Genomic DNA, 4,579 nt, shown 5'->3' on the forward strand with positions numbered 1-4,579 from the left:
ACCCGGCACTTCCTGGAGACCAGGTTCGACCCGGAGCTGGTGCTTGAGCGGATCACCGCCGACCGGGTGACCTTCACGTTCATGGTGCCTACCATGATCTACCGGGTGCTCGACCGGGCGGCGGGCCGCGCGTTGGATCTCAGCTCGCTGCGGACCATCCTGTACGGTGCCGCGCCGATCACCCGGGAGCGGCTGGAGCAGGGCCTGGAGGTGCTCGGCCCGGTGTTCATGCAGCTGTACGGGCAGTCGGAGGCGCCGAACTTCATCACCCGTCTTCGCCGTGAGGATCATCGTCTTGATCCTGACGGGGAGTATCGGCTGGCCAGTTGTGGTCAGCCGGTCGTCATGGCCGCGGTCAAGGTGGTCGACGAGGCTGGCCGGGAGCTGCCCCGCGGTCAGGTCGGGGAGATCGTCGCCGCCACGCCGTACACGATGGTGGGGTATCGGGGCCGGCCCGAGCAGACCGCCAAGGCGTTGCGGGACGGGTGGTTGCACACCGGGGATATCGGGCGGATGGATGCCGAGGGGTACGTCTATCTGCTGGACCGCAAGAACGATATGATCATCACCGGTGGGATGAACGTGTACAGCACGGAGGTGGAGAACGCGGCGGCGGCCTGTCCGGGGGTTGGGCAGGTCGCGGTCGTCGGGGTGCCGCATCCGGACTGGGGTGAGGCGGTCGTGGCGTTCGTCGTGCCCGACGATACCGGTGCGTTCGACGAGGCCAAGCTGCTGGCGCACTGCCGGGTGGAGCTTGCCCGGTACAAGCAGCCCAAGGCCGTGCGGGTCGTCGAGGCCTTGCCGACCACCGTGTACGGCAAGCTGGACAAGAAGGCGCTGCGGGCCGGCTGGCCCGGTTGGTGACGCCCAAAGTATTGCGGCCTGGGCGGCCAGTGCGAAAATCAGCTCGAGGGCCTGTGAGTATCGTCACGAACGCGTGGCAGGGGAGCCGGGCGGGGAGCCCTCGGAAGCGAGGCGAGCTGGATGGACACCAAGGCACGTCCCACGCTGGCCGTGTCCACGAAGTTTCAGGCACCCACCTATGACACCCAGCTGGTCGGCCGGGACCGGCTCCTCGACGTGTTGCGGGACGGCCGGGCCCGGCGGCTGGCTTTGATCCACGCGCCGGCCGGGTTCGGGAAGACCACGCTGGCGGTGCAGTGGCAGCGGGTGCTGCGCGCCGAGGGGGTGCCGGTGGCATGGCTGAGTCTCGATCGGGACGACAACGACGCGGTGTGGTTCCTCAGCCATCTCATCGAGGCGGTGCGCCGGGTCGAACCGACCCTGGCCGGTGACCTGGTCGAGGTGCTGGAGGGGCATTCCGACGACGCGCAGCGGTATGTGCTCACCGAGCTGGTCAATCAGGTTGCCGAGCATCGGCAGCCGTTGGCGGTCGTGCTCGACGACTGGCATCTCATCGACGCCCCGCAGGCCGTTGCCGCGTTGGAGTTCCTGCTGGAGGTGGGTCCGGCCAACCTGCATCTGATCGTCACCAGCCGGACCCGGTCGCCGGCCGTGGGCCGGCTGAAGGTGCGTAACCAGGTGACGGAGATCGACGCCACGCAGCTGCGGTTCGACCATCGGGAGTCCGCGGCCTTCCTGCTCGAGCTCAACGCGTTGGATCTCGACAGCACGGACGTGCATCGGCTGTGGTCGAGTACCGACGGCTGGGTCGCCGCGTGACAGCGCCGACCCGTCGGCATTGATCCGCGGTTTCTCCGGGCGGCATCACTCCCTGGGTGACTATCTCGCCGAGAACGTGCTCAATGCGCTGCCCGCGGATCTGCTCGACTTCCTGCTCACGACTTCCGTCTGTGATCGGCTCTGCGGTGATCTGGCGGCGGCGGTGAGTGGGCAGCGGCGGGGGCAGGCGCTGTTGGAGGAGCTGGAACGGCGGGACCTGTTCCTGCGGCCGCTCGACGATAACCGGGAATGGTTTCGCTATCACCATCTGTTCGCGGGTTATCTGCGCCGCCGCCTGGAGCGTGATCATGCGGATCGGGTGGTGACCCTGCACCGGACCGCGTCGGCCTGGTTTGCTGATCATGGTCTGCTCGGTGAGGCGGTCACCCATGCCCTGGCTGCCGGTAACGACGCCGGGGCGGTGGATCTGGTGGAGCGGCGGGCCATGCACCTGGTGGAGCACAGCCGAATGGCCACCCTGCTCGGCCTGGTCAACAAGCTGCCGCCGGCGCTGCTGCCCGGCCGGCCGCGGCTGCAGATCGCGATCGCCTGGGCCAACTGTCTGCTGCAACGGGCGCAGCCCGCGCAGGTCGCGCTCGACCACGTGCGTGCCGCCCTGGCACCCGATGACACCAGCGACACCGGTAAGGACATCCTCGGCGAGGCCGATGTCGTCCAGGCCTGCATCGACGTCTACGGTGACCGGATCGACCGCGCCGCTGACCTGGTCGCCCCCTACATTGTGAAGAACTCCGGCTACCGGCCGTGGCTGGTCGCGGTGTCGTCCAACATCCGGACCTTCGTCGACATCCACACCTTCGCCTACGACACCGCGCAGGCGCGGCAGCGGTGGGCCAACGCCTTCCACGACACCACCCGCGGGCCTTTCGCCGGCGTGTACGGGCGCTGCTTCGCCGGGCTCGCGGCGTTCGCCCAGCTTGACCTGGTGGCCGCCGAACGTCTGTACCGGGAAGCCGTGGCCCTCGCCCGCGAAGCCGCCGGGCCGCGTTCGCACGCCGCCCGGCTGGCCGGCGCGCTGCTGGGCCGGCTGTACTACGAGCGGGGCGACACCGATGCCGCCGAGCGGCTGCTGGAGGAGTGCCACGAGCTCGGTGCCGAAAGCGGCGTCGCCGATCTTATGATCGCCACCTACTCCACGCTGGCCCGCATCAAGACCCTGCGCGGTGAGATCGAGGACGTCTGGCACCTGCTCGACGAGGGCAGCGAGGCGGCGAGCCAGCTCGTCCTGCCTCGATTGTCGGCCGCCGTCGACCACGAACGCCTGCGGCTGCACCTGGCCCGGGGGGACCTCGGGCGCGCCCAGAACGTGCTCGCCCGCCACGGCGACGACGTCGCCCGCGGCGGCGACGGCATCGCGATGGCCACCCGCCACTACCAGCTCGCGATGCGCGCGCGGGTCATGGCCGCCCAGGCCGACTACGACGGTGCCCTGCGGCTGCTGTCCCAGATGCACCAGGAGAGCAGCTCCGTGGCCTGGCGGTACGCCGAAACGGCCGCGCGTATCGACCTCGCGGTGGTGCACTCGCTGACCGGCGACACCGACACCGCGCTGCGCACCCTCGTGCCCGCCGTCGTCGCCGGGGCCCGCCGCGGTCTGGTGCGCACCATTACCGACGCCGGACCGGAACTCCTGAAGATCATTGGCGAGTTGCGGGACGCGAGCCGGTGCCGCCGGTGGCCGGCGGAGTTGCCCACTGTGCCCTCCGACTACCTGTCCAAGCTGCTCGCCACGGCCCACGCGGACGCGGAACGGGCGGCGATCCCCATCATCGACCGCCCGGCCGAGCGGAACCCCGCTCCCGAAGAATCGCTCAACGCCCGCGAGATCGACATCCTCCGTCTGCTGGACCGCGGACTGTCGAACAAGGAAATCGCGCGTAACCTCGGCCTGACCATCAACACCGTCAAGTGGTATCTTAAGAGCATCTACACCAAGCTCGGGGTCGCTCGGCGCGGGGAATCGGTCTCGGAGGCCCGCCGCCGCCGGATCCTGACCTGAGTGCCCTGGTAGCCCTGAGTGCCCTGGTAGCGGGTGCCGCTTCCACGACGGGGAGGACAGCGATGCCTGACACCCGGCTCAGCGAGGAGCAGGAAGCCCTGCGCAAGACCGTGGAGGCGTTCGCCCGCGAGGTGGTCGCCGCCGCGGCGGCGCGGCACGACGAGGAGAAGACGTTCCCGTACGAGGTCGTCGCGCAGATGGCCGACATGGGCCTGTTCGGTCTGCCGTTCCCGGCGGAGTACGGTGGGCAGGGCGCCGACTTCTTCGCCCTCTGCCTGGCCATCGAGGAACTGGCCCGGGCCGACTCGTCGGTGGCGATCACGCTGGAGGCCGGGGTTGGCCTCGGCGCGATGCCGATCTACCGGTTCGGCACGCCGGCACAGCGGGAGGAGTGGCTGCCGTTGCTCGCCAGCGGGCGGGCGTTGGCCGCGTTCGGGCTGACCGAACCAGAGGCGGGCAGCGACGCTGGCGGCACCCGCACCACCGCCCGGCTCGACGGCGGCGACTGGGTCATCAACGGCTCGAAGGCCTTCATCACCAACTCGGGTACCGACATCACCCGGCTCGTCACCGTCACCGCTGTCGCTGGGCGGACCCCGGCCGGGCGCAAGGAGATCTCGTCCATCCTGGTGCCGGTGCCCACCTCCGGCTTCACCGCCGGCCCGGCCTACTCGAAGGTCGACTGGCATGCCTCCGACACCCACCCGCTGGCCTTCGACGACGTGCGGGTTCCTGCGGAGAATCTGCTCGGTGCGCGCGGCCGCGGCTATGCGAATTTCCTGCAGATCCTGGACGAGGGCCGGATCGCGATTTCCGCGCTGGCCGTCGGGCTGGCGCAGGCCTGCGTGGACGAGAGCGTGAAATACGCGAAGGGGA

Annotated in this window: 4 protein-coding genes; all 4 read left to right on the forward strand. The window is 69.6% G+C overall.

What is annotated here, in order from left to right:
• Positions 1 to 864: AMP-binding protein (locus tag AC08OQ_RS16180; RefSeq protein WP_476612163.1), on the forward strand; the 864-nt coding region annotated here is incomplete at its 5' end.
• Positions 865 to 984: 120 nt separating this feature from the next.
• Positions 985 to 1,683, forward strand: a complete 699-nt coding sequence (locus tag AC08OQ_RS16185) for an AAA family ATPase (protein ID WP_476601803.1) — start codon at positions 985 to 987, stop codon at positions 1,681 to 1,683.
• Positions 1,684 to 1,702: 19 nt separating this feature from the next.
• The gene (locus AC08OQ_RS16190; RefSeq protein WP_476601804.1) at positions 1,703 to 3,703 is read left to right on the forward strand and encodes a winged helix-turn-helix domain-containing protein; all 2,001 of its coding nucleotides are present in this window, start codon (positions 1,703 to 1,705) and stop codon (positions 3,701 to 3,703) included.
• A 62-nt stretch (positions 3,704 to 3,765) separates the two neighbouring features.
• Positions 3,766 to 4,579: acyl-CoA dehydrogenase family protein (locus AC08OQ_RS16195; protein ID WP_476612164.1), on the forward strand; the 814-nt coding region annotated here is incomplete at its 3' end.

The organism is Frankia sp. CcCS3 (assembly GCF_977927575.1).